We start from the raw sequence: 24452 nt of genomic DNA, 5'->3' as shown, positions 1-24452 counted from the left end.
ACGACAGCAATATTAACTACGGCTCAGAACGCGGCGAGCTTCGTTGTAGCGCTTCTTCCAGTAAGGTTCGTTCATGCTGGAAATCGTCACACCACTGCTGGTGGAAGCATGGACAAACTGATCGTTACCGATATAGATGCCAACGTGTCGACCGGTTGAACCTGCTCTGAACAGGACTAAATCGCCCGTACGCAGTTTAGTGCGCGAAATGGACTTGCCCATTTCCTGCTGTTCATAAGTAGAACGCGGAAGGTCTAACCCAAACTGCTCACGGAAAGTACGCTGTACGAATGCGGAGCAATCGATGCCTTTCTTGGTGCTGCCGCCCAGGCGGTAACGCACGCCTTTCCAGTCAGCATACTGATCCATAATACGCGACTTAACGTCGAGATTACGTACCATATTTTCAAATTCATCCTGAGAGGCTTGCAGTGAAGAGGAATCTTCCATTCCCACAACACGCGTCTCAGGATGCATATTCTTCGCGGTGTTCGTCGTACTACATGCCGAAAGCAGAACCGCCACTGCAATCGCCGGGATCCCCCGCAAGATATATCTCAAAATTGGTTGAGATTTGACCATTTTGTTTGTTTTCCCTTGAAGTCCTTAACGAAAATATCGTTATAAAAATGCCAACCGTGACGAGACTAATTATCTGTTCACAATGAGACAATTCTTTATGGTGAAATCTGTGGCACAACGCACAAAATTATTCACCACGATAATAATTATCTCAATGGGGCAAAACGAGTTCGAGGTTAACCGATTGCAAAGGGCATTGCGAGCAAAATAGACCGTTTTTTTATAAGAAAATGTGATACACAACGTTACAGCGCGGAATTGCTCAAAATGCCGCCATTCATACCGGTAATCCCTGCAATTGCTTCATTTTTATCACGAATTGTATGACGGAATGATGACAGCGCTGAATGATGCCGGAAAGAAGTGACTCAGGGATCGAAAACGATCCCTGATGAATGGTGTTAATTAGCGTTATTTATTTGTTTCAGACTTGTTTAAATTTGCCGGGAAGATAGCGATCAAAAATACTTATTACGCGATCGCTCAGGGGAGTCATCAGCACCCAGGGTAAACCAATTAACACCGCCGTGAGGGAGCCTACGGCGATATCTGTCAGCCAGTGAGCGCCAATCATCACCCGCGGGAATGCAAATACCACCACAATAACCAGGGCGATGGCGAAGGCTTTTTTACCGAAATAGCGCAGCATGAAGCCAGCAAAAATCAGCAGCATCATACCGTGGTCGCCCGGGAAGCTGTCCTTCGAGGCGTCTTTGGTTGGAATATGAAGCAGCTCGCTGACGCGGTTAATATTCGGGAAAGAGAGCGACGGACTGGCGCGTTTAACCGGCATCAGATGCTGCGCCAGCTGGTTGATAATCACGGCTGCCAGCAGCATGACCAGGCCGATAATCAGAATACGGCGACGACCCGTTTTGTCTTCCTTCAGCCAGAAGGAGAGCATCAGACAGCCCATTGCCAGCAGCGAACAGCCGTCAAACGCGCGGTTGTTGGTGATCGCCACCAGCCACAGGAAGGCTTCACTCTTCGCCAGCGCCTGGTTAAAGAAGTGGAACAGCCCGGAATCCAGCGGGAACCAGAAACCGTGATCCGCCGGGATATACCAGGAGAAAAAGAGCGCCAGACCGGCAGCGTTGAGCAATAAAATAGCAGGAAGTCGAGTCGTCATAGTCTTCAGCAATGTGTGAAATCAGGGGCAACGTTAGCCGCCCAAACTTAAACGAAGCTTCAACAGGCTTGACTGGAGGGCATTCCAGTCGGTATTAACCGCACTAATTAACTCTATCCGGCTGTCGGGTGGCGCGACGTTCTGGGTTTCTATAAAGAAATCCTCGCCCTGACGATTAATGCGCACCAGACCATCCGGGGTGCGCATGATCCCTTTTACCCGCTCAACCGGCGCCAGTCTCGCCCATTCCAGTATACCAATGGTGTCGAAAACCGTATCGGCATCGAAGATCCAGCCGCAGGCCTGGTGTCCCTGGCCGCTGTTCAGATTTCGACGCCAGCGCTGATGTTCGGGCAGGCTCAGCGCTGCAAGACCTTGCTTCGCGCCGTGGCTATGTGAATGCTCTGCGCTGGCAGGCAGTTGCGCCTGGTTGAGGCGGGGAAGATCGAGCAGGGCGCCATCAATGTTGCCCTGGGTGGTCTGCACGTACTGACGTCCACCGCCAGCCTGCTGCCACCAGGCATTGAACGCGGCCTGACTTTCAGGCGTCGCGCGATCGGATTTATTCGCCACGATGATATCTGCCGAGGCGAGCTGGTCGCGGAAATTGTCGTTATTGATCGCTTTTTCATCCAGCAGCTGGCGGGGGTCGAGCAGGCAAAGCGTTGCACGCAGCTCAAGCCACGGCTCGTAGACCGGGGCGGTCAGTAAATCAAGAATTTGCTTCGGATGACCCAGCCCAGTGGGTTCAATCAACAGACGGTCAGGCTTGCCCTGACGCAGCAGCGTATTCAGCCCGACCTGCATCGGCAGACCATTCACGCAGCACATACACCCGCCCGGGATCTCTTTCACCATCGCGCCGCTGTCGGCGAGCAACGCGCCGTCGATCCCCACTTCGCCAAATTCGTTGACCAGCACGGCCCACTTTTCCGCCGGATCTTTATTGGCCAGCAAATGCAGAATGGACGTAGTTTTACCGCTGCCGAGAAAACCGGTGATCAGGTTGGTTTTGGTCACGTGCGCTCCGATAAATAATTGTGATGTAGTAACAACTATCTATCATCCTGACGAAAAAATCGGGCATTGAGAAGAGGGAGGGCGAACGGAGCGTAAAACCGTTCGCCTTAAACGCAATAATCGCTAAATTTTTAACGTTTCGATAACGGCCTGACGCGCGCCGAGCCGGACGAGGCGCTGGTACGCGCCGGTGATTACCTCGACAAAGACAGGGTTTTGCGGCAGGTCGTCGCCAAAGATTTCTTTTAGCGTCAGCAGGGCGCTAACGCGTTCTGCGTCACTGCTGGTAGCGACAATGGCCTGAAACTTGTCGCTCAGCGGATCGCGCACGTCAATGGCGTTGCCCTGGTCGTCCGTCCCGCTGACGTAGCGCATCCAGCCTGCGACGCCCAGCGCCAGTAATGGCCAGGCGGTGTTACGCTCAAGATGCACGCGGATCCCATCCAGCATGCGCTGAGGCAGCTTCTGACTGCCGTCCATGGCGATTTGCCAGGTGCGGTGCTGTAGGGCCGGGTTGGCGAAGCGGTCAAGCAGGCTGTCAGCATAGGCTGTCAGATCGACGTTGGTGATGCGCAGCGTAGGGGCCTGCTCATTCAGCATCAGCCTGCGGGCAGCCTCGCGGAAGCTGTCGTCCTGCATACATTCATTTATGTGCGCGTAGCCGGCAAGGTAGCCCAGATACGCCAGGAAGGAGTGGCTGCCGTTCAGCATCCGCAGCTTCATCTGCTCCCAGGGCAGGACATCCTCAACCATCTGTACGCCTGCAACCTCCCATTCCGGACGCCCGGCGACAAAGTTATCTTCCACTACCCACTGAATGAACGGTTCACAGCTGATGGCGCAGGGATCTTCAACGCCAAGTTCCTGGGTGATTTCCGCGAGTGAGGCGTCAGTGGCGGCGGGCACGATTCGGTCGACCATGGTGCCAGGGAAGCTCACGTGCGCCTCGATCCATCCGGCCAGCTCTGCGGAACGCTTTCCGGCCATGCCGAGAACGGCATTTTTCACCACGTGGCCGTTATCGGGAATGTTGTCGCAGGAGAGCACGGTAAACGCCGGCAGGCCGCGCTCGCGGCGGCGATGAAGCGCCTCGACCAGAATACCCGGCGCGGAATGCGGCTCAGACGGATGCTCAAGATCGTGCAGAATGCGGCTGTTGTGCATATCCAGTTTCCCCGTCGCCGGATCGATGCAGTAGCCTTTTTCGGTAATGGTGAGGGAGACAATGGCCACCTGCGGTTCGCAGAACTTCTCAATAATGGCTGCCAGCGAGTCGAGTTTTGCGTTCAGGCACTCTTTTACCGCACCGATAATAATGGGCTGATTGCCTTCGGCACCTTTCTCCAGCACGGTAAACAGATGATCCTGCGCGCGGAGCTGGCGCATGAGAACATCGCCGCTAAAGAGGCTAATCTCACAAATACCCCAGTCGCCTCCTTTGGCGTTCAGCACCCGGTTTGTTAACAACGCCTGATGCGCCCGGTGGAACGCGCCAAAGCCGAAATGGACGATGCGGGAGCGTAACTGCTCGCGATCGTAGCGGGGCTGCTGGACATGAGCAGGAAGCGCGGTGGAGGCAATAGTCTTCATGTAGTACACACCTGATTAACCATTAATTAACAATGCCAGTGTAAAGTTATATGACAACAAATTAAATTGGTAAGCCGTAAATATCCCGGTTATGTGAGTTTGATCAATCAATGTCGCGCGCTGTGTTGACCACTTCGATTAAACATGTATGGTAGTCGTCATTGAGGTAATCCATATTGGTATAACAACTTGAGAGGGTGGGGCAATGGAACAAACCTGGCGTTGGTACGGGCCGAACGATCCGGTTTCTCTTGATGATGTGCGTCAGGCTGGCGCAACGGGTGTGGTCACGGCGCTGCATCATATTCCGAACGGTCAGGTGTGGCCGGTGGAGGAAATCCAAAAGCGTCAGGCACAGCTGGCAGAGAAGGGTCTAACCTGGTCTGTCGTGGAAAGTATTCCGGTTCACGAAGATATCAAAACCCACTCCGGTGAGTGTGAAACCTGGATTGCGAATTATCAGCAGAGCATTCGTAACCTGGCGGCCTGCGGTATTGATACCGTCTGCTATAACTTTATGCCAATTCTGGACTGGACGCGTACCGACCTGGAATATGAAATGGCCGATGGTTCGAAGGCGCTGCGTTTCGATCAAATCGCTTTTGCGGCTTTTGAGCTGCACATTCTGAAGCGTCCGGGGGCGGAAGCAGACTACACCGCCGAAGAGCAGCAGCAGGCGCTGGCGTGGTTCAATGCCGCCAGTGAAGCGGACATTGAGAAGCTGGTTCGCAATATTATCGCGGGCCTGCCGGGGGCGGAAGAGGGCTATACCCTCGATCAGTTCCGCGCGCGCCTGGCGGAATATGGCGATATCGATAAAAACCAGCTGCGTGAAAACATGGCGCACTTCCTGCGCACTATCGTGCCGGTGGCAGAAGAAGCGGGCGTGCGGCTGGCGGTTCATCCGGACGATCCTCCGCGCCCAATCCTCGGCCTGCCGCGTATCGTGTCGACCATTGAGGATATGCAGTGGCTAAAAGAGACGGTGGACAGCATCTACAACGGCTTTACCATGTGTACGGGCTCTTACGGCGTGCGTGCGGATAACGATCTGGTGCGGATGATCGAAACCTTTGGGGATCGCATTCATTTCACTCACCTGCGTGCAACCTGCCGTGAAGAGAATCCAAAAACCTTCCATGAAGCAGCCCACCTTGGCGGCGACGTGAACATGGTTGCGGTGGTGGATGCCATTCTCTCTGAAGAAGTACGTCGTAAGCAGGCGGGGGATGTACGTCCTATCCCGTTCCGTCCGGATCACGGGCATCAGATGCTGGACGATCTGCGCAAGAAAACGAATCCAGGGTATTCGGCGATTGGCCGTCTGAAAGGGATGGCGGAAGTGCGCGGTATCGAGCTGGCGCTGAAAATGACGAAGTATCCAGAGCTTCTGTAAGCCTGATTGCCCGGTGGCGCTACGCTTACCGGGCCTACGAAAAACCGGCTCTGAGGCCGGTTTTTGTGTTTTTGTAGGCCGGGTAAGGCGCAGCCGCCACCCGGCAAACGCCAGAATCAGTCAGCGCGACCCATATAGCGTTTTTCTTCGATATGGATACGGATTTTCTCGCCCGCTGACAGGTATTCTGGCACCTGTACGACCAGACCGGTAGTCAGGGTAGCCGGTTTGTTACGCGCGCTTGCAGACGCGCCTTTGATGCCCGGTGCCGTTTCAACGATTTCCAGATCAACGGTCTGCGGCAGCTCCAGCGCCAGCAGCACGCCATCCCAGGTCAGCACCTGCATGTCCGGCATTCCACCTTCAGGAATAAACAGCAGCTCTTCTTCGATCTGATCTTTGGTGAAGATATACGGGGTGTAATCTTCTTTATCCATGAACACGTATTCGTTGCCGTCAATGTAGGAGAAATCAACGTAGCGACGGGTCAGGGTCACGGTATCCACGATATCGTCGCCTTTAAAACGTTCTTCCACTTTCAGGCCGGTACGGACATCGGAGAAACGCATTTTATACAGCGTTGCTGCGCCACGGGCGCTGGGTGCCTGAATGTCGATATCTTTCACAATCAGCAGTTTGCCGTTGTAATTCAGTACCATACCTTTCTTGATTTCGTTCGCTCTTGGCATTGCAGTAATCCTGTTTACGGGAGGTAAAAAATATCGCGCCAAATTACTCGCGCGCGGCCTTTCAGGCAAGCGGAATTCGTGGGTTTTGCTATCAATACATAAAAGGTGTTACTGTGCGCGCAATGCCCGACTGCGCGGGCATCTGCCACCAACAGAGAGCATGTATGGATTGTCGTTCCGACTGTGGCGCGTGCTGTACCGCACCGTCCATCTCAAGCCCCATTCCAGGCATGCCACAAGGCAAGCCTGCCAATACCCGCTGCGTTCAGCTCTCTGACTCCAACCTGTGCATGATATTTGGCTCGCCTTTACGCCCGAAGGTGTGCTCCGGGCTCCAGCCTGGCGCCGAAATGTGCGGCAGTACGCGCCAGCAGGCCATCACTTATCTGCTTGAGCTTGAAGCGCTCACCGCGCCTTAAACGTCCTTAATTCGCGTCAGGCAGCTCAGCGTCAGGACGCACATCACCAGCGCAATCCAGAACACCGTATGATAGTTCCAGATTTCAGCCACAATGCCCGCCAGTGAGCCTGCAATAATCCAGCCCACGCGGGTGGTATTAGTATAAAGGGTAGTGGCAGCGCCTGCCTGACCCGGCATCAGATCCTGGAAGTAGAGCATGCCGATACCGGCCAGAATGCCGATGTAAATGGCGTTCAGCAGCTGTAAAGCAAGAAGCAGGGCTGGCGTATGAACCGTCAGCATACCGACATAAAACAGCAGCCCGGCAACGGCGGCGATGCGCATCAAAAAGCGCTTGCCGAAGCGCTTCGCGTAATAGCCCGCAATCAGCATGGTGGGGATCTCAAGCCCCGCGGCGGTTCCCATCATGATCCCGGCCAGCTTCTCCGGCAGATGCAGCTCATCAATTATAAACAACGGCATATTAATGATATAGAGGCTGTTCGTTCCCCACATCAGCGTACAGATAATGAATAACAGTAGTGCGTCGCGCCGGTTACGCCGCGGTGCTTCCAGCGTACCGGTCGCCACTTTCGGCTCTTTACGCATGGAAGGCAGGAAGAACCATACCATTGCGCCACACACCACGAAGGCTACCGCCGCGCTGAGGTACATTACCGTAAAGCCAAAACCCATTGCCAGTGCGTAGGCGAGCGGGGGGCCAATCACCCACGCAAGCGACACCTGCGCGCGCAGTATCGAGCTGAACATCACAGCTTCCCGCCCGGTGCGGTCGGCATGCTCGCGGGCAAGGGCGAACATCTGCGGGTTGGCTGTCGAGCCGAAGCTGCTCAGGAACACCCCAACAAACAGCAGAATGAAATAGTTGCGGTTCCAGGCAAACAACACGCAGGCGAAAACGCCCAGCAGACAGCAAAAGACGATCAGGCTTTTACGATCGCCTTTTCTGTCGGAACGCCCGGCCAGAAACTGGCTGACCAGGATGCCAATGATGGCGCTCCCGGTGAAGAAGAAGCCAACCATCGCCGGGCGGGCGTGGACTTCGTTGGTCAGAAACAGGCTCAGCGTAGGCGTTTGTAACGCACCGGCAATACCGGTGAGGAAAGCAACAATCAAAAACGCCGTTGACGTCAAATCAAAGGGCTTTGGTGAGGCGGCAGCGGGGGTGTTATGCATGTTCAGTCTTTGCGAGTAACAGAGAGAGGCGGAGTTTACGCCGCCTGTCATTAAATAAACAGAGGGCAAAATCAAGATTGCCACAATAAATCAAAATAGCATTTCAGTTTAACGCTGTTTCGCTGAAGCGTGCTGAACCTGTTTGTTGAACATCAGCAAAAACCTCCCTATTGAAGAAGAAATGTGCTGCACTTCTAAATTCTGCAACAAGAAATGTAACTTTTCTTGCAACCTTTTGTAGAAAAGACAAGACTTCTTGAAACGTTTCAGCGCTATCTTGCATGTTCTGTAGAAGCAGGTTAGCGCATATTTTCTCAGTTAAGCTGAAACGATTCAATTTCAGCAGGAGAGGAGAATCATGTTCCAGTTATCTGTTCAGGATATCCACCCGGGCGAACAGGCCGGGAATAAAGAAGAGGCTATTCGCCAGGTCGCCGCTGCGCTCGTGCAGGCTGGCAACGTGGCGGACGGCTACGTCAACGGCATGCTGGCGCGTGAACAGCAGACCTCCACCTTCCTCGGTAACGGTATTGCAATTCCGCACGGCACCACGGACACCCGCGATCAGGTGCTGAAAACCGGCGTGCAGGTTTACCAGTTCCCGCAGGGCGTGCTCTGGGGCGAGGGGCAGGTGGCTTACGTGGCGATCGGTATCGCGGCCAGCGGTGACGAACACCTGGGCCTGCTGCGTCAGCTGACGCACGTGCTGAGCGATGATGCCGTCGCGGAACAGCTTAAATCCGCCACCACTGCTGAAGAGCTGCGTGCCCTGCTGATGGGCGAAAAACAGAGCGAAGCGCTGAAGCTGGATAATGAAACCCTGATGCTGGACGTCGTTGCGTCCGATCTGGTGACGCTCCAGGCGCTGAACGCGGCTCGCCTGAAAGAGGTGGGGGCGGCTGATACCGCCTTTGTGACCCGCACCATCAATGATAAGCCTTTAAACCTGGGTCAGGGCATCTGGCTGAACGACAGTGCTGAAGGCAACCTGCGCAGTGCTATCGCGGTCAGCCGTGCTGCGGTTGCCTTTGAGACAGACGGCGAACGCGCCGCGATGCTGGTAACCGTTGCCATGGCTGACGATCAGCCGGTATCCGTCCTGAAGCGCCTTGGCGATCTGCTGCTGAACAATAAAGCTGAAAAACTGCTGAACGCAGACGCGGCGACGGTGCTGGCTCTGCTGACCAGCGACGATGCGCTGACGGACGACCTGCTGAGCGCAGAGTACGTGGTGCGTAACGAACACGGCCTGCATGCCCGTCCGGGCACCATGCTGGTGAATACCATTAAACAATTTGAAAGTGAGATCACCGTGACCAATCTGGACGGTTCGGGTAAACCAGCCAACGGGCGCAGCCTGATGAAAGTTGTCGCGCTGGGTGTGAAGAAAGGCCATCGTCTGCGTTTTACCGCGCAGGGTGCTGATGCTGAACAGGCGCTGAAAGCGATTGGCGACGCCATCGCGGCCGGTCTGGGGGAGGGCGCATAATGAGCAGACGTGTTGCGACCATTACGCTGAACCCGGCTTACGATCTGGTGGGCTTCTGCCCGGAAATTGAGCGTGGCGAAGTTAACCTGGTGCGAACCACCGGCCTGCATGCTGCAGGGAAAGGGATTAACGTGGCGAAGGTGCTGAAAGATCTCGGTATCGACGTCACCGTTGGCGGCTTCCTTGGCAAAGACAACCAGGACGGTTTTCAGCAGTTGTTCAGTGAACTGGGCATCGCCAACCGTTTTCAGGTTGTGCAGGGCCGTACCCGTATTAACGTTAAGCTGACCGAGAAAGACGGTGAAGTAACCGATCTGAACTTCTCCGGCTTCGAAGTGACCCCGGCTGACTGGGAGCGCTTCGTTGCCGATTCCCTGAGCTGGCTGGGCCAGTTTGACATGGTGTGCGTCAGCGGCAGCCTGCCGTCCGGCGTCAGCCCGGAAGCGTTCACCGACTGGATGACGCGCCTGCGCAGCCAGTGCCCGTGCATTATTTTTGACAGCAGCCGCGACGCGCTGGTCGCCGGTCTGAAAGCCTCGCCATGGCTGGTTAAGCCTAACCGCCGTGAACTGGAAATCTGGGCGGGCCGTAAGCTGCCAGAATTAAAGGATGTGATTGACGCTGCCCATGCGCTGCGCGAGCAGGGTATCGCTCATGTGGTGATTTCGCTGGGTGCAGAAGGTGCCCTGTGGGTTAACGCCTCCGGGGAATGGATTGCCAAACCGCCTTCTATGGAAGTGGTCAGCACCGTGGGTGCCGGGGATTCGATGGTTGGCGGCCTGATCTACGGTCTGCTGATGCGCGAATCCAGTGAACATACCCTACGCCTTGCTACCGCCGTTGCGGCCCTGGCCGTGAGCCAGAGCAATGTCGGTATTACCGATCGTACCCAGTTAGCCGCGATGATGGCGCGCGTTGACTTAAAACCTTTTAACTAACAGCAGGAGAGGAATAATGAAAACGCTGCTGATCATTGACTCCGGTCTCGGACAGGCTCGTGCCTATATGGCGAAGACCCTGCTGGGCGCGGCGGCACAAAAAGCGCACCTGGATATCATTGATAACCCGGGTGATGCTGAAATGGCGATTGTTCTGGGCGACAAAATCCCCGCGGACAGCGCCCTGAACGGCAAAAAAGTGTGGCTGGGCGATATTAACCGCGCGGTGGCACACCCTGAACTGTTTCTGAGCGAAGCAAAAGGTCATGCGACGGTTTACAGCGCACCCGTTGAGGCCGCGCCGGTCGCAACCGCTGGGCCTAAACGCATTGTTGCGGTAACGGCTTGCCCGACAGGTGTGGCTCACACCTTTATGGCGGCTGAAGCCATTGAAACCGAAGCGAAAAAACGCGGCTGGTGGGTGAAGGTTGAAACTCGTGGCTCTGTTGGCGCGGGTAATGCCATCACGCCGGAAGAGGTGGCCGAAGCCGATCTGGTGATCGTGGCGGCCGATATCGAAGTGGATCTGGCGAAGTTTGCCGGTAAGCCGATGTACCGCACCTCAACCGGCCTGGCGCTGAAGAAAACTGCGCAGGAGTTTGATAAAGCGCTGGCGGAAGCCAAACCTTATCAGGCGACCGGTGCGGCTAAGACGCCTGGCGAAGGTAAGAAAGAGTCTGCGGGTGCCTATCGTCACCTGTTAACCGGGGTTTCCTACATGCTGCCGATGGTGGTGGCGGGCGGCCTGTGTATTGCGCTCTCCTTTGCCTTTGGTATCGAAGCCTTTAAAGAGCAGGGCACGCTGGCGGCAGCGTTGATGCAGATTGGCGGCGGCTCCGCGTTTGCGCTGATGGTACCGGTGCTGGCGGGCTTTATCGCCTTCTCCATTGCTGACCGTCCGGGTCTGACGCCGGGTCTTATCGGCGGTATGCTGGCCGTGAGCACTGGTTCTGGCTTTATCGGCGGTATTATTGCCGGTTTCCTTGCCGGTTACGTGGCGAAGCTCATCAGCTCTAAGCTGAAGCTGCCGCAGAGTATGGAGGCGCTGAAACCTATCCTGATCATCCCGCTGATTTCCAGCCTGGTGGTCGGTCTGGCGATGATTTACCTGATTGGTAAGCCGGTCGCGGGCATTCTGGAAGGTCTGACCCACTGGCTGCAAACCATGGGGACGGCGAACGCGGTGCTGTTGGGCGCAATCCTCGGCGGTATGATGTGTACCGACATGGGCGGTCCGGTAAACAAAGCGGCATACGCGTTCGGCGTTGGCCTGCTGAGTACCCAGACCTACGCGCCGATGGCGGCGATCATGGCGGCAGGTATGGTGCCTCCGCTGGCACTTGGCCTGGCGACAATCATTGCCCGTCGTAAGTTCGATAAAGCGCAGCAGGAAGGCGGCAAAGCGGCGCTGGTGCTGGGTCTGTGCTTCATTACCGAAGGCGCAATCCCGTTTGCGGCGCGCGATCCAATGCGTGTTCTGCCATGCTGTATCGTCGGCGGTGCGGTAACGGGAGCTATCTCCATGGCAGTAGGTGCGAAACTGATGGCACCGCACGGCGGTCTGTTCGTCCTGCTGATCCCTGGCGCCATCACGCCGGTGCTGGGCTACCTGCTGGCGATTGTTGCCGGTACGCTGGTGGCGGGTCTGTCTTACGCGGTGCTGAAGCGTCCGGAAGCGGAAGTGGTCGCAAAAGCAGCCTAAAAGAGGTGTCGGGTGGCGGCTTCGCCTTACCCGACCTACAAAAAAGCCGGGTCGCGTTAAGCGCCCGGCTTTTTTTATGCCGCCTGTTCAGCGGTCTGCTGTGCCTTCAGCCAGGCAATCTCTTCTGCCCAGATATCCGGATTGATGGTTTCCAGCACCATTGGAATGCCGTCGAAGCGGGGATCCTGCATGATAAAGCGGAACGCATCGTGGCCGATATTACCTTCGCCCAGGCTGTGGTGACGGTCTACGCGGCTGCCGAACGCGCTTTTCGCATCGTTTAAGTGCATACCGCGAAGATACTTAAAGCCAACAATACGCTCGAACTCTTCGAAGGTATTTTTCGTGGCCTCGGTTGTGCGCAGATCATACCCGGCGGCAAACGCGTGGCAGGTATCAATGCATACGCCCACGCGGGATTTGTCCTCCACGCCGTCGATTATCGCCGCCAGATGCTCAAACTTAAAGCCGAGGTTGCTGCCCTGACCGGCGGTATTCTCAATCACCGCCGTCACGCCCTGGGTTTTATCCAGCGTCATGTTGATGGACTCGGCGATGCGCGCCAGACAGGCGTCTTCGTCGATTTGCATCAGATGGCTACCGGGATGGAAGTTCAGCAGCGTCAGCCCCAGCTGTTCACAGCGCTGAACCTCATCCAGGAATGCTTCGCGGGATTTTTCCAGCGCCTCAGCAACCGGGTGGCCGAGGTTAATCAGGTAGCTGTCGTGCGGGAGGATCTGCCCAGGCCCATAGCGGTATTTCTCGCAGGCGGCTTTGAAGTCATCAATCACTTCCGCGGTGAGGGGAGCTGCGCGCCACTGGCGCTGGTTTTTGGTGAACAGGGCGAAAGCGGTCGCCTCGATTTCGGCGGCGCGAATGGCGGCATTCGCAAGGCCACCGGCAGCGCTGACGTGCGCTCCAACATATTTCATAAAAAGACTCCTGTTAACCCGAAATGCCTATGATAGCGGGTTAACAGGAGAAGGACGAGATGGTTTATGCCAACAGGCTGTGTACCGCAAGGTTAATCGCACCGCCGCCAACAATCAGCCAGATGAACAGCACCAGCGCCATCAGCAGCGGTTTCGCCCCGGCTTTTTTCAGCGCGCTGACGTGCGTGGTGACGCCCAGCGCCGCCATCGCCATCGCCAGCAGGACCGTATCCAGCGTGACCAGCATATCCACCATCACTTTTGGCAGCAGGTGGAAAGAGTTGAAGATAGCGACCACGATGAACAGGATCGCAAACCACGGAATGGTGATTTTGCTTTTCTCGCTGCCGCCTGCAGGAGCCAGCTGTTTAACCCGTGCCGCGAGGAAAATCAGGAACGGGGCCAGCATCATCACGCGCAGCATTTTGGCGATGACCGCCGCGTTTTCCGCTTCCGGGTTAATGGCGTGACCTGCCGCCACCACCTGCGCCACTTCGTGCATGGTTGAGCCGATATAAATGCCGTAGGTTTCCGGGCTAAACCAGTGCGCCACCAGCGGATACATGGCTGGATACAGGAAGATCGCCAGCGTACCGAAGATAACTACCGTCGCGACGGCAACCGTGACTTTACTGGCTTCGGCTTTGACTACCGGCTCTGTTGCCAGTACAGCCGCTGCGCCGCAGATGCTGCTACCCGCACCGATCAGCCAGCTGGTCTGTTTGTCCAGTCCAAAGATCTTCTGGCCGATAAAGCACGCCAGTAAAAAGGTGCTCGAAAGGGTCAGGACGTCGATGGCAATCCCGCTGACACCCACATCCGCAATCTGCGAAAAGGTGAGACGGAAGCCATAAAGGATGATCCCGAGACGTAATAAATGCTGCTTGGCGAAAATCACGCCGCCGTCGCAGGATTTCCAGATATGCGGGTAAACGGTGTTCCCGACCACCATGCCGAGCAGAATGGCCAGCGTCAGGGCGCTGAACCCTGCACCGGCAACAGCCGGTATACTGCCACCCCATAAGGCCACGCCGGTAACCACGGCGCTGAGCGCGAGACCCGGCACGAAGTGCCACACTGTACGATGATGTTGTAAGGTGATTTCTGACATAACCTTCTCCTTTGTCTGGCTAAAGGTTACGGCGCTCTGGCTTAAAAATAAAATTGATTATATATTTATAATCAATCTTTATAAGTGGTAAGCAACCATGCACATTACATTGCGTCAGCTGGAAGTTTTTGCCGAGGTGCTGAAAAGCGGCTCGACAACCCAGGCGTCACAAATGCTGGCGCTCTCGCAGTCCGCCGTTAGCGCGGCCTTGACCGATCTTGAAGGGCAACTGGGCGTCCAGCTTTTCGACAGGGTAGGAAAGCGACTGGTGGTGAACGAACATGGCCGCCTGCTGTATCCGCGTGCCCTGGCCTTACTTGAGCAGGCAACGGAGATCGAACAGCTGTTCCGCGAGGACAACGGCGCTATTCGCGTCTACGCCAGCAGCACGATCGGTAACTACATCCTGCCGGAAGTGATCGCCCGCTACCGCCGGGATTTTCCGACCCTGCCGCTGGAGATGAGCGTCGGCAACAGCCAGGACGTGATTAACGCGGTGATTGATTTCCGCGTGGACATCGGTCTTATCGAAGGGCCGTGCCACAACGTCGATATCATTGCGGAGCCCTGGCTTGAGGATGAGCTGGTGGTGTTTGCTTCCCCGGCCTCTTCTTTACTACAGGGCGAGGTTACGCTGGAGCGTCTGGCGCAGGCGCAGTGGATCCTGCGAGAGCAGGGCTCCGGCACGCGTGAGATTGTCGATTATCTACTGCTGTCCCATCTGCCGCAGTTCCAGCTAGGGATGGAGTTAGGTAACTCCGAGGCCATTAAGCATGCCGTACGTCATGGCCTGGGCATTAGCTGTCTTTCCCGACGGGTGATCGCCGAACAGCTGGAAACCGGCTCTCTGGTTGAGATCCCCGTTCCGCTGCCGAAGCTGGTGCGCACGCTGTGGTGCATCCACCATCGTCAGAAACACCTTTCCAGCTCGCTCCAGCGTTTTCTGCGCTACTGCGCTATTTAACGTTTCCCGGTGGCGCTTCGCTTACCGGGGCCAGGTGCGCTTATCACTCCACATTTTTATGCTTTACTTATAATCCTGGCCGAGTCATGAAGCTCTCTTATAACTGAGCATTTCTGCCGGAAGCAACGCAGATCGTCTGCTACAATCGCGCCTCATTTATTGAATGGACAGCATTTTCACATGGTTTCAGAAACTAAAACCACAGAAGCGCCCGCGCTACGTCGCGCACTTAAGGCGCGTCACCTGACGATGATCGCCATTGGCGGCTCCATCGGTACGGGTCTTTTCGTTGCCTCTGGCGCAACAATTTCGGCAGCCGGCCCGGGTGGGGCATTATTCTCTTATATCCTGATTGGCCTGATGGTCTACTTCCTGATGACCAGCCTGGGCGAACTGGCGGCATACATGCCGGTGTCTGGTTCGTTTTCGACCTACGGACAAAAATACGTTGAGGAAGGCTTCGGCTTCGCGCTGGGCTGGAACTACTGGTACAACTGGGCGGTGACCATCGCCGTTGACCTCGTCGCCGCACAGCTGGTGATGACCTGGTGGTTCCCGGACACGCCCGGCTGGATCTGGAGCGCCCTGTTCCTGGCGGTCATCTTCCTGCTGAACTACATCTCCGTGCGCGGTTTCGGCGAAGCGGAATACTGGTTCTCTTTGATTAAAGTGGCAACCGTCATCATCTTTATCGTCGTCGGTGTGGCGATGATCGTTGGTATTTTCAAAGGGGCCGAACCGGCGGGCTGGAGTAACTGGACAATAGGCGATGCGCCGTTTGCCGGGGGCTTCTCGGCGATGATTGGCGTGGCGATGATTGTCGGCTTCTCCTTCCAGGGCACCGAACTGATTGGCATTGCGGCCGGTGAATCCGAAAACCCGGAGAAGACCATCCCGCGCGCGGTGCGTCAGGTGTTCTGGCGTATCCTGCTGTTCTATGTGTTCGCGATCCTGATTATCAGCCTGATCATTCCGTATACCGACCCAAGCCTGCTGCGTAACGATGTGAAAGACATCAGCGTCAGCCCGTTCACCCTGGTCTTCCAGCACGCGGGTCTGCTCTCTGCGGCGGCGGTGATGAACGCGGTTATCCTGACGGCGGTACTGTCTGCGGGTAACTCCGGGATGTACGCCTCTACCCGCATGCTCTACACCCTGGCCTGCGACGGTAAAGCGCCGCGTATTTTCTCGAAACTGTCTCGCGGTGGCGTGCCACGCAATGCGCTGTATGCGACCACGGTGATTGCGGGTCTCTGTTTCCTGACCTCCATGTTCGGCAACCAGACGGTCTACCTGTGGCTGCTTAACACCTCTGGTATGACGGGCTTCATTGCCTGGCTGGGCATTGCCATCAGCCACTACCGTTTCCGTCGCGGATACGTCAAGCAGGGTCATGATCTGAATAACCTGCCGTACCGGTCAGGGTTCTTCCCGCTGGGGCCGATCTTCGCCTTTGTTCTGTGCCTGATCATTACCCTGGGCCAGAACTATGAGGCCTTCCTTGCGGACACCATTGACTGGGGCGCCGTCACGGCCACCTATATTGGCATTCCGTTGTTCCTGATCATCTGGTTTGGCTACAAACTGACGAAAGGAACGCGCTTCGTTCGCTACAGTGAAATGGATTTCCCGGAACGATTTAAACAATAACCGCACTTCCTCTCTTTTAGCCCGCTCAATCGAGCGGGCTTTTTTATGGGCAGATCAGAAGCTGTAGGTCATGCCAACGGTATAGCGACGGCCATCCAGCACGGTGTCATACGTATCGTAGTCAATCTGCTTATCGAGCACGTTATACACACCGGCAGTAACCAGCAGGTTTTTGTTGGCGTTGTAGCGCATACCGACATCAACCTGAGTGTAGGACGGTGTACCCTGTGACATTGACGTGCGGCTCAGATACTCAGACGTTTTACCGCGCAGGTTCAGACGGCTCCAGAAGCCGACGTCGGGCGTCGCCTGCCAGTCCAGGGTGGTGTTGAACATGTGTTTTGGCATTTTGTTCAGTGGCTTGCCGGAGAACTGGCCGCTCTTCTGCTCGGATTCCGTATAGGTGTAGTTTGCAGTCCAGTTCACATCGCGCGTGATTTTCCAGCCGAACGAGGACTCCACACCGCGCATATTGGCTTTGTCCACGTTGACGCGATCGCTGACGAAATCATAGCTATGATCGCCAATCGTACAGGCGGGATCGGCGCTGCTGTTACAGCGGCGAACTTCCGTAATTTTATCCTTGAAGTCGGTATTAAACAGCGACACACCGGCATTAAGGTTATCGTTGTTATCCCAGAGCAGGGCGAGCTCTTCGCTCAGGCTCTTCTCGGGTTTCAGATCCGGGTTGCCGACGATGATACCGTCAAGACGGCCGCCACCTGTCACCTGGCCCCAGCTGGCAGACGACTGACGCAGATCCGGCGCACGATAGCCAGCAGAAACCCCGCCTTTCAACGTCCACTGATCGGCCAGGTGCCATACGCCGTAACCGCGCGGCGTCCAGTTCGTCCCGTAGTTTTGGTCTTTGTCCATACGCAGGCCGCCGGTCAACGTAAAGCTTTCCGTCATTGACCACTCATCTTCGGCAAACAGGGCCCAGCTCCAGCGCGTCAGTTTGTTCAGGCCGTCAGCAGCTTCCAGCTGATTGCCGTTGTCGCGCAGTTTCTCATAGCGGTACTGCCCGCCGAGGGTCAACGTATGATCGCCGAGGAAGATCTGGTTCTGGTTGTTAAAGGTGGTGTTGTAGGAACGCATTTTGCGACCTGGATTATTGGTCTCTTCCTGCTGGATATAGCTGGTGGTATTGAAGTCGTCGTAATAACCACTGTGGGTTAACGAGTAGGTCGTGTGCTCATAGCGCGAGTCGCTTTTGGTATTTGGCGTACAGGTTGTTCCCCGGCAGGTTTCAGCCGCTTTCGACATCCCCGGGGTGCTGTTTCTGTCCTGAAGCTCGCGAGCAAAGTCGAGGTCGAAATCATTCTTCTCGTCCGGCGTGAAGTTCAGCGTAATGCCACCGTTACGCATTTTCTGCTCGTTATAGCCGTTCACGATTTTATCTTCTGCGCGGCGTGACAACAGCCCCGTCACTTTTGCGCCCAGCAGTCCGTCGATCAGGGGACCAGAAGCGTAGGCGTTGGTCTGGAAGATATCGCCGGAGTCATGGTTTTCCTGGAAGGTGGCGTCGCCATGCAACGAACCGGTCCAGGCTTTGGTGTTCGAGACTTTTTTGGTAATGACGTTAATGACGCCACCCATAGCATCGGAGCCGTAAAGCGAGGACATCGGGCCGCGGATGACCTCGATGCGCTCAATGGACTCCAGCGGCGGCAGCCAGCCTTGTTCAATACCCGAGTTGTCGCTGTTTGGGCGGGTGCTTCGCGTACTGACGCGTTTGCCGTTCACCAGGAACAGGGTGTACTGAGAGGCCATGCCGCGAATACTGATATCACTGCTACTTCCACCGCCGGTGACGACGACGCCCGGGACATCTCTCAGGGCATCGGTAACATCACGGTAGGCTTTATCTTCAATCTGCTGTTTTGAAATCACAGAGATGGAGGCGGGGGCATTCTGGATCTTTTGTTCAAAACCCGTCGCGGTAACGACAACGGTATCCTGATCGGCTGCGTGAACGAAGGGGGAACATGTGGCAGCGCCAATGGCGACGGCCAGGAGCTTAATGCGTGGTATTGTCATTTGTACATTCCGTATAAAAATGAAAAAAACTCCATCGGGATAACCCTGAGAACTGTATGTTTTTGTCTTGTAAGAACTCTTTGAGATGGAGAAGAGCCTGGAATTGTACAAAAGAATGTAGAATTGTAAACACAAATGATAATTGAAATCATTTGTGTTTGAGTGAGGGCGACGGAAAACAGGCTGGATTCAAGCGGATAGGATTATGTAAATGAGGGGAAAGGCCCGACAGGCGAGAGGCTATCGGGCAAACAGCTGTATTTACGCGAACAAATGTGTCGCATGGAAGCGAAGATGATCTTCAATAAAGGACGCCATAAAGTAATAGCTGTGATCGTATCCCGGCTGTATGCGCAGCGTCAGCGGCCAGTCCTTCTGGCGCGCGGCTTCCGCCAGCACCGCAGGCTGTAACTGCCCGGCGAGGAACTGATCGGCATCACCCTGATCCACCAGCATCGGGATAGCGTCTTCTGGCTGGCTTGCCAGCAACAGCGCACAGCTGTCCCATTCCTGCCATTTCTCTGCATCCTCACCCAGATAGTGCGTGAAGGCTTTTTGCCCCCACGGCACCTGCGTTGGGTTCACAATCGGCGCAAATGCGGACACGCTGGTGTATTTCCCCGGATTTTTCAGCGCCATTATCAGCGCCCCGTGGCCACCCATCGAATGTCCGCTTATCGCGCAGCGCTCGCTGACCGCGAACTGAGAGTGCACCAGGGCAGGCAGTTCATCGCGAATGTAGTCATACATGCGGTAATGGCTCGCCCAGGGTTGTTCCGTGGCGTTGAGATAGAACCCGGCGCCTTTACCCAGATCGTATCCGGCATCGTCGGCCACGTCCTCGCCACGCGGGCTGGTATCTGGCATCACCAGCGCAATGCCCAGTTCGGCAGCAATACGCTGGGCACCCGCTTTGGTGGTGAAATTTTCGTCGTTGCAGGTCAGGCCTGAAAGCCAGTACAACACCGGTGGATTGTCCGCAGGGGGCAGGAAAATGCTGAACGTCATAGCACAGTTCAGCGTGGTGGAGTCGTGCCGCCAGCGCTGCTGTCGACCTTCAAAACAACGATGCTCTTCGAGCAGTTCCATGCAGGGCTCCTTATCCGAAAGACTATTCATTAAACGCATAATACAGAGTTTTCATTGACCTGTGAGCAACTTTCACTTTCGCAGGACGGCGAGATGTTGCATCATAAATTTACTTTTCTTTAACAATTGGAGCGATCATGGCGCTGCGTATCGCGCTCAGCGGATTTGTGGTTCTGGTCGTGGCGATGGGGATAGGGCGCTTCGCCTTCACGCCTCAGGTGCCGCTGATGATTGCCGCCGGGCAACTCACGCTTACCAGCGCGGGGCTGGTGGCGGCAATGAACTACCTGGGCTATCTGGTGGGGGCATGGGATGCTATGCGCGCTCATCGCTTCGTTGAAACGCGTCTCTGGCTTGGCATCACTGGCGCGGTGGCGCTGACGCTGCTCTCTGCGGCGGCAGATAATGCTGTCGTTCACGGTCTGCTGCGCTTTGTGATCGGCTGCATGAGCGGCTGGTCGATGGTGCTGATTGCCGCCTGGACCAACGAGCGGCTGGGGCAGCTGGGCAAGCCGGGGCTTAGTGCAGCCGTCTTTGCCGGACCCGGGGCAGGCATCGCCCTGAGTGGCCTGCTGGCGGTCTATATTCAGGCGAGATCCCTGTCTGCCGGCGCGGCATGGCAAATCTACGGCGTATTGGCGCTGGTGCTGATTGCGCTGGTGGCGCGCTACCTGCCGCGCGCGGGCCAGCTTCATCGCCCCGGTACCGCGCCTGAGCCGTTGCTGCTGACTACGGATCTCAGGCGTCTGGTCTGGAGCTACAGCCTGGCAGGGTTCGGCTATATCCTCCCTGCGACCTTCCTGTCGCAAATGGCGGCGGTGCGTTTCCCGGGCAGCCTGTTTGCCCAGTTTGTCTGGCCAATATTTGGCGCCGCCTCGGTGGTGGGGATTGCGATCAGTATTGCCCTGCGGCATACATCAAGCGCTAACCGCAGGCTGGCGATTGTTCTCTGGTTACAGGGGATAGGCGTGCTGGCGGCCTGGCTGCTGCCGGGCATTGGCGGCTTGCTGACGGGTGGGCTGCTGGTGGGCGGCGGGTTCCTCTGCGCCGTGCAGCTCTCTCTTCAGTACGGTCGCGAGCTGGCGCCAGATCATACGCGTTATATGGCGGGACTGCTCACCACCGGGTATGCCATTGGTCAGCTGATTGGTCCGGTCACGTCGGCACTCTCGACCTGGCTCACGCACCGGCTGGAACCTGCGCTGGGGCTGGCGGGGATCGCGCTGTTCGCTGGCGGAGCGTTAGTCTGGAACCGTCAGGCTGAAAGGCAACAGCAATTGCAATAATTATCGACGTGAATACTGGATTATGTGCGTCGCCTCACGCACAATGAGCGCACACTTTTGCCACAACGAGGGCAAAAGACGCCACACCTGCAGGAGAAAAGAATGTCATCACTCAGTAAAGAAGCAGCCCTTGTCCATGAAGCGCTGGTTGCGCGCGGTCTTGAAACGCCACTGCGCCCGCCCGTGCAGGAGCTGGACAATGTTACCCGCAAGAGTCTGATCGCCGGCCATATGACGGAGATCATGCAACTGCTGAATCTCGATCTGAGCGACGACAGCCTGATGGAGACGCCGCACCGCATCGCGAAAATGTACGTCGACGAAATTTTCTCCGGCCTGGATTACGCGAACTTCCCGAAAATCACCGTCATTGAAAACAAGATGAAGGTCGATGAGATGGTGACGGTACGCGATATCACGCTGACCAGCACCTGCGAGCATCACTTTGTGACCATCGATGGTAAAGCGACGGTGGCCTATATTCCAAAAGATACGGTCATTGGCCTGTCCAAGATCAACCGCATCGTGCAGTTCTTTGCCCAGCGTCCTCAGGTGCAGGAGCGTCTGACGCAGCAGATCCTGACCGCACTGCAAACCCTGTTAGGGACTAACAACGTGGCGGTGTCTATCGACGCGGTTCACTACTGCGTGAAAGCGCGTGGCGTGCGTGATGCAACCAGCGCGACTACCACCACCTCGCTGGGCGGCCTGTTCAAATCGAGCCAGAACACCCGCCAGGAGTTTCTGCGCGCCGTGCGCCACCACAACTAATCAGACAGGGCAGGGACCATGGAGCGAAACGTCACGCTCGATTTTGTTCGCGGCGTCGCCATTCTCGGTATCCTGCTGCTGAATATTAGCGCCTTCGGTCTGCCGAAGGCCGCCTATCTGAACCCTGCGTGGTATGGCGTCATCACGCGCAGCGACGCCTGGACGTGGGCAATCCTTGATCTCTTCGCACAGGTTAAATTTCTGACCCTCTTTGCGCTTCTGTTTGGCGCGGGACTTCAGCTTCTCCTCAAACGCGGTACGCGCTGGATCCAGTCGCGTTTAACGCTGCTGGTTATCCTCGGTTTTATTCACGGGCTGCTTTTCTGGGACGGCGATATTCTGCTCGCGTATGGTCTGGTGGGCCTGATTTGCTGGCGGCTGATCCGCGACGCGCCCGGTGTAAAAAGCCTCTTTAACACTGGCGTGATGCTCTATGTCATGGGACTGACCGTGTTATTGCTGCTTGGCATGATTGCCGATGCTTCCACCAGTCGTTCGTGGATCCCGGATGCGGCCAATCTGCAATATGAGCAGTTCTGGAAGCTGAAAGGTGGCATGGAAGCGATCGGCAACCGGGCCGATATGCTCGGCGATAACCTGCTGGCGCTGGGGGCGCAATACGGCTGGCAGCTGGCGGGGATGATGCTGATGGGCGCAGCCCTGATGCGCACCGGCTGGCTGAAAGGAGAATTTAGCCTGCGACACTATCGTCTCACAGGCGCTGGCCTGGTACTGCTCGGCGTGATGATTAACCTTCCGGCGGTGATCTTACAGTGGCATCTTCAGTGGGATTACCGCTGGTGCGCGTTCCTGTTGCAGGTGCCGCGAGAGCTGAGCGCGCCGTTCCAGACCATTGGCTATGCGGCGCTGATCTATGGCTTATGGCCCCGGCTTTCTCGCCTGTGGATCGTCAGTGCGGTGGCCTGCGTTGGACGGATGGCGTTAAGCAATTACATCCTGCAAACGCTGATATGCACCACGCTTTTCTACCGATTCGGCCTGTTTATGAAATTCGACCGCCTGACGCTGCTGGCGTTTGTTATTCCGGTCTGGATTGTTAACGTGGTGTTTTCAGTTATCTGGCTGCGTTTTTTCCGCCAGGGCCCGCTGGAGTGGGTATGGCGACGGTTAACCGCCCTTGCGTCGGGCGTGTCATTGCGTAATACATCCAGATAACGATCTGGATCACAATCATTAACAAAACGGATGTAAGCGTTTTCATCTGTGTGAGCTTCTTCACGTAGTCTCTTCTCTCTCGCTGCCAGAATAGCCACCTTGCTAAACACAGGGGGTGTCTGTGAGTTGCTGCAATCCTTTTAAGGGTGGTGAATATGATCACCATTCGTGACGTCGCCCGCCAGGCGGGTGTTTCTGTTGCTACTGTCTCCCGCGTGCTGAACAACAGTGCGCTGGTCAGCCCTGAAACGCGTGAAACCGTAATGAAAGCCGTGACCCAGCTGGGGTACCGGCCAAACGCCAATGCTCAGGCGCTGGCGACGCAGGTCAGCGATACCATTGGCGTCGTGGTGATGGACGTGTCGGACGCCTTCTTCGGCGCGCTGGTCAAAGCGGTGGACGTCGTTGCTCAGCAGCACCAGAAATATGTGCTGATTGGCAACAGCTATCACGAGGCTGAAAAAGAGCGTTATGCCATTGAGGTACTGATCCGCCAGCGCTGTAACGCCCTGATTGTGCACTCAAAAGCCCTGAGCGATGAAGAGCTGGCCGGGTTTATGGAGCAGATCCCCGGTATGGTGCTGATCAACCGTATCGTCCCCGGTTATGCGCACCGCTGTGTCGGTCTGGATAACATCAGCGGCGCGATGATGGCGACGCGGATGCTCATCAGCAACGGCCATCAGCGCATTGGTTATCTGGCTTCAAGCCACGGTATTGAAGACGACATGATGCGCCGCGAGGGCTGGCAAAACGCCCTGAAAGAGCAGGGCATTGCGCCGCTGGAGAGCTGGGTTGGTACCGGTTCGCCGGACATGCAGGGCGGTGAAGCGGCAATGGTGGAACTGCTGGGGCGTAATCTTCAGCTGACGGCCGTGTTTGCCTATAACGACAGCATGGCGGCAGGTGCGCTTACCGCGCTGAAAGATAATGGCATTGCGGTGCCGCAGCATTTATCGCTGATCGGTTTTGATGATATTCCGATTGCCCGTTACACCGATCCGCAACTGACAACGGTGCGTTACCCCATTGCGTCGATGGCGAAACTGGCGACAGAGCTGGCGTTACAGGGGGCGGCAGGGCTGTTAGATCCTGACGCAACGCATTGTTTTATGCCGACTTTAGTACGCCGCCATTCGGTCGCTATCCGACAAACTGTGGCTCCGATCACTAACTGATAACATCACGTGATGTAACCGTTTTCAATCTGTGAGTAAATTCACAGTATCTTAACAAGCCGCTGTCTATGATGTCAGCGTTTTAGGGGCTGAAACACAATGTAACGGTGATTATTCACTTTT

General features: G+C 56.1%; 21 protein-coding genes. 11 read left to right on the top strand and 10 right to left on the bottom strand.

Features of this window, described 5'->3' with window-relative positions; translation table 11 throughout:
- Positions 1-12: 12 nt before the first annotated feature.
- From mepS to ACOTXC_RS06825, 4 genes are all read right to left on the bottom strand, one after another.
- Positions 13-582, bottom strand: coding sequence for a bifunctional murein DD-endopeptidase/murein LD-carboxypeptidase (gene mepS / locus ACOTXC_RS06840; protein ID WP_003859364.1), 570 nt, complete (start codon positions 580-582; stop codon positions 13-15).
- 424 nt (positions 583-1006) lie between these two features.
- Positions 1007-1711 (bottom strand): phosphatase PAP2 family protein, encoded by a 705-nt coding sequence (locus ACOTXC_RS06835; RefSeq protein WP_023306616.1) that lies wholly within the window; start codon positions 1709-1711, stop codon positions 1007-1009.
- 33 nt (positions 1712-1744) lie between these two features.
- The gene (locus ACOTXC_RS06830) at positions 1745-2731 is read right to left on the bottom strand and encodes a CobW family GTP-binding protein (protein ID WP_063146221.1); all 987 of its coding nucleotides are present in this window, start codon (positions 2729-2731) and stop codon (positions 1745-1747) included.
- A 123-nt stretch (positions 2732-2854) separates the two neighbouring features.
- Positions 2855-4321, bottom strand: coding sequence for a mannitol dehydrogenase family protein (locus ACOTXC_RS06825; protein WP_421767520.1), 1467 nt, complete (start codon positions 4319-4321; stop codon positions 2855-2857).
- Between the two features lie 205 nt (positions 4322-4526).
- Between ACOTXC_RS06825 and uxuA the strand changes: the two genes are divergently transcribed.
- Positions 4527-5717, top strand: coding sequence for a mannonate dehydratase (uxuA, locus tag ACOTXC_RS06820; protein WP_421767519.1), 1191 nt, complete (start codon positions 4527-4529; stop codon positions 5715-5717).
- Positions 5718-5833: 116 nt separating this feature from the next.
- On the opposite strand, the gene yeiP is transcribed toward uxuA, so the two are convergent.
- Entirely contained in the window at positions 5834-6406 is a 573-nt protein-coding gene (gene yeiP, locus ACOTXC_RS06815) for an elongation factor P-like protein YeiP (RefSeq protein ID WP_003859355.1), read from the bottom strand.
- A gap of 164 nt (positions 6407-6570) precedes the next feature.
- On the opposite strand from yeiP, the gene ACOTXC_RS06810 reads away from it, so the two are divergent.
- Positions 6571-6825, top strand: coding sequence for a YkgJ family cysteine cluster protein (locus ACOTXC_RS06810; RefSeq protein WP_023300591.1), 255 nt, complete (start codon positions 6571-6573; stop codon positions 6823-6825).
- Here the strand turns inward: ACOTXC_RS06810 and setB are convergent.
- On the bottom strand, positions 6822-8003 hold the full coding sequence (setB, locus tag ACOTXC_RS06805) for a sugar efflux transporter SetB (protein WP_063841550.1): 1182 nt from the start codon (positions 8001-8003) through the stop codon (positions 6822-6824). The genes ACOTXC_RS06810 and setB overlap by 4 nt on opposite strands.
- A gap of 358 nt (positions 8004-8361) precedes the next feature.
- Here setB and fruB point away from each other — a divergent pair, with 358 nt between their 5' ends.
- Genes fruB through fruA form a run of 3 tightly spaced genes read left to right on the top strand, consistent with a single transcriptional unit; the run spans position 8362 to position 12132 of the window.
- Positions 8362-9492 carry a fused PTS fructose transporter subunit IIA/HPr protein gene (fruB, locus tag ACOTXC_RS06800; protein WP_022648705.1) on the top strand — a complete coding sequence of 377 codons (1131 nt, stop codon included), beginning with the start codon at positions 8362-8364 and terminating at the stop codon, positions 9490-9492.
- Positions 9492-10430, top strand: a complete 939-nt coding sequence (gene fruK / locus ACOTXC_RS06795) for a 1-phosphofructokinase (RefSeq protein WP_006811313.1) — start codon at positions 9492-9494, stop codon at positions 10428-10430. The genes fruB and fruK overlap by 1 nt, the downstream gene beginning before the upstream one ends.
- A 16-nt stretch (positions 10431-10446) precedes the next feature.
- On the top strand, positions 10447-12132 hold the full coding sequence (gene fruA, locus ACOTXC_RS06790; RefSeq protein ID WP_022648704.1) for a PTS fructose transporter subunit IIBC: 1686 nt from the start codon (positions 10447-10449) through the stop codon (positions 12130-12132).
- Between the two features lie 74 nt (positions 12133-12206).
- Here fruA and nfo read toward each other — a convergent pair whose 3' ends face one another.
- On the bottom strand, positions 12207-13064 hold the full coding sequence (gene nfo / locus ACOTXC_RS06785; RefSeq protein WP_023300589.1) for a deoxyribonuclease IV: 858 nt from the start codon (positions 13062-13064) through the stop codon (positions 12207-12209).
- 64 nt (positions 13065-13128) lie between these two features.
- A complete protein-coding gene (locus ACOTXC_RS06780) occupies positions 13129-14175 on the bottom strand; it encodes a YeiH family protein (protein ID WP_023306611.1) in 1047 nt (348 codons plus the stop codon).
- Positions 14176-14272: 97 nt separating this feature from the next.
- Between ACOTXC_RS06780 and yieE the strand changes: the two genes are divergently transcribed.
- Both yieE and ACOTXC_RS06770 read left to right on the top strand, forming a co-directional pair.
- Positions 14273-15139 carry a DNA-binding transcriptional regulator YeiE gene (gene yieE, locus ACOTXC_RS06775; protein ID WP_017383387.1) on the top strand — a complete coding sequence of 289 codons (867 nt, stop codon included), beginning with the start codon at positions 14273-14275 and terminating at the stop codon, positions 15137-15139.
- Positions 15140-15319: 180 nt separating this feature from the next.
- A complete protein-coding gene (locus ACOTXC_RS06770; RefSeq protein ID WP_022648700.1) occupies positions 15320-16789 on the top strand; it encodes an amino acid permease in 1470 nt (489 codons plus the stop codon).
- A gap of 54 nt (positions 16790-16843) precedes the next feature.
- On the opposite strand, the gene ACOTXC_RS06765 is transcribed toward ACOTXC_RS06770, so the two are convergent.
- Positions 16844-18829 carry a ligand-gated channel protein gene (locus ACOTXC_RS06765; RefSeq protein ID WP_058677664.1) on the bottom strand — a complete coding sequence of 662 codons (1986 nt, stop codon included), beginning with the start codon at positions 18827-18829 and terminating at the stop codon, positions 16844-16846.
- A gap of 261 nt (positions 18830-19090) precedes the next feature.
- Positions 19091-19918 (bottom strand): S-formylglutathione hydrolase, encoded by an 828-nt coding sequence (fghA, locus tag ACOTXC_RS06760; RefSeq protein WP_045308654.1) that lies wholly within the window; start codon positions 19916-19918, stop codon positions 19091-19093.
- Between the two features lie 137 nt (positions 19919-20055).
- Between fghA and ACOTXC_RS06755 the strand changes: the two genes are divergently transcribed.
- The 4 genes from ACOTXC_RS06755 to galS all read left to right on the top strand — a co-directional run bounded on the left by ACOTXC_RS06755 (position 20056) and on the right by galS (position 24329).
- Positions 20056-21204, top strand: coding sequence for a YbfB/YjiJ family MFS transporter (locus ACOTXC_RS06755; RefSeq protein ID WP_023306608.1), 1149 nt, complete (start codon positions 20056-20058; stop codon positions 21202-21204).
- A 102-nt stretch (positions 21205-21306) separates the two neighbouring features.
- Positions 21307-21975 carry a GTP cyclohydrolase I FolE gene (folE, locus tag ACOTXC_RS06750; protein WP_017383384.1) on the top strand — a complete coding sequence of 223 codons (669 nt, stop codon included), beginning with the start codon at positions 21307-21309 and terminating at the stop codon, positions 21973-21975.
- An 18-nt stretch (positions 21976-21993) separates the two neighbouring features.
- Positions 21994-23151: a DUF418 domain-containing protein YeiB gene (gene yeiB, locus ACOTXC_RS06745; RefSeq protein WP_421767518.1), complete on the top strand. Its 1158-nt coding sequence runs from the start codon at positions 21994-21996 to the stop codon at positions 23149-23151.
- Between the two features lie 155 nt (positions 23152-23306).
- Positions 23307-24329 carry an HTH-type transcriptional regulator GalS gene (gene galS / locus ACOTXC_RS06740; RefSeq protein ID WP_003859324.1) on the top strand — a complete coding sequence of 341 codons (1023 nt, stop codon included), beginning with the start codon at positions 23307-23309 and terminating at the stop codon, positions 24327-24329.
- Positions 24330-24452: the final 123 nt, after the last annotated feature.

The sequence above is a fragment of the Enterobacter cloacae complex sp. IR5428 genome (genome assembly GCF_049238585.1).
Classification (GTDB): domain Bacteria; phylum Pseudomonadota; class Gammaproteobacteria; order Enterobacterales; family Enterobacteriaceae; genus Enterobacter; species Enterobacter intestinihominis.
This window is presented reverse-complemented; position numbering and strand designations above follow the sequence as displayed.